The sequence below is a fragment of the Pseudoalteromonas sp. MMG006 genome, from assembly GCF_018101025.1.
Classification (GTDB): Bacteria; Pseudomonadota; Gammaproteobacteria; order Enterobacterales; family Alteromonadaceae; genus Pseudoalteromonas.
The window spans coordinates 1-1,867 of the sequence record NZ_JAGJEJ010000044.1; the positions used below are offsets into that span (position 1 = coordinate 1).

Here is a 1,867-nt window from a genome sequence, read left to right on the forward strand (position 1 = left end):
TAACGAGCCTGTAGATTAACTCGTTTTTAAATTTATTTTTATTGATAAACAAACCATAGCTGAGTTCCTATTTTGGTTCAATCGATTACTGTATTTTATGCAGAATATAAAGTGGGAGTTTGGTGTTGTTTTAATTGGCGTTTTGGACGGGATTACGGTACTTGAGTGGCTTTTATTTAGGGTAAAAGCGCTTACCCTTCTTAATGCATCGTGTTTTGCAGCTTTTCTATATTATGAACAAGACAATACAGTTGCCATTGCGCATTCACTTTTGTTTGACCCCGTAAGGTCAATTTATTCATGCCTTTATTCACTGTAATGTTCCCGAACACTGGCTCAATACACCCGAGTCGTTTGCTATATTGTCGTCGACCTATGGGGCTGTCTATTTTTACTTTCATCTTATCAACATAGCTCAGCTTTTTTCGCGATTCATTATTTATAAACTGTACTTGTCGCCCCGTTTTAATGGGTGGCTTTCGCATGCATTGCTGCTGTAGCGGGCACGTTTTACAGTCTTTTAAATAACCGCAGAATCGCGTGTATTGCTGGTTGTGGCTTTTTACATTGATACCACTTCGCCACATGGCATTGCCTGCGGGGCAGCGGCAAGTTTGGGTTGCTTCATTATAATGAAAATCATCTGAGGTAAATAATCGTGGCTTGCCTTTGCTGCGTTTTAGTCGGCGCTTTTCTTGCTCCGTTTCGTATGTTTCGCTGGCTTTAAACAGCGGATTTCGTTTTCTAAATTGGTTATCCGCAATGTACGTATCGAACCCACTTTGCGCCATAAATTCAAGATTTACTTCGCTGTTAAACCCACTGTCTGCGGTGAATTTGATGGTATGCTCATCTGCCATTTTTTCTGTATTGAGTTTAGCGAGTTGCTGTTTTAATTGTGCAACGGCTGGCTGTAAAGTTTGTTGCTCGCCTACTGAGCCCCACGCTTGTGCTTGCAGGATAATTTGGTGTTTATCATCGTTTATCGCTATGCCGTTGTAACCTTGGATTGTGCCTTTTGAGGTCGTCATTTTTGCACTATCTGGATCAGTGATATTACTTTTAACAGGCTTGCCTTTACTGCCTGTTTTCTCTTCGTGAGTGGCTAAAAACTCGGTGATTTTATCTGCACTTTTATCTAGCTTTTCTTTTTGTTTTAAATCCTGAGTTATCAATTCTTCGCCCAGTCCATCTTGTGATTGGTGGCGTTCAATAATACGTTTGCTTGCGCGTTCTAGTTTTGCTTTTTTGCGACCTAACTCATCGAATGTGCCACTCCACTCTTTACTCGCATTGGACTTTAATTTACACCCATCAATGGCAAACATGTTGCGGCCTATCAAGTCTTCCTCATCACATATCATCAGCACTTGCGTAAAAATCGGTTCAATCTGTTCATGCATTTTAGTAACGAAGCCTGCTATTGATGTGTAATGCGGCTGGATATCTCCCGACACACTCATAAATAAAATGTTCGTCTCACACGCTTTAGCAATTCGACGGCTACTGATCAAACCATGTGCATAGCCCAGTAAAATAATCTTTAGCATTACCGAAGGTGGATACGCCGCCGCGCCCGTTTTGTCATTGTTGTACCACGCGTCAAACCCCGATAAATCGAGTTTATTTTCGACAATATAACAAAGGGCATATTCAAATGTGCCAGGCAAAATTTGCTCAGCGAAATTGATAGGAATGAATTTATTTTGACAGGATAAGTCAGGCTTGTAGTTGGCCATAACGATTTACCGTGGGTGAATAATATCTATTAGATCACAGCGAACGGATGGATTCAAGGTTAAAAAGCAACCAGCCAAGAATAGTTGGATACGTTCCTAAAAAGAGTAATTCTACAGCCTCAACGCCC

The 1,867-nt window shown here is 41.0% G+C and carries 1 protein-coding gene; it reads right to left on the reverse strand.

From position 1 onward, the window contains the following. Positions 1 to 200 precede the first annotated feature (200 nt). On the reverse strand, positions 201 to 1,739 hold the full coding sequence (locus J8L73_RS19100; protein ID WP_211019455.1) for a transposase: 1,539 nt from the start codon (positions 1,737 to 1,739) through the stop codon (positions 201 to 203). Positions 1,740 to 1,867: the final 128 nt, after the last annotated feature.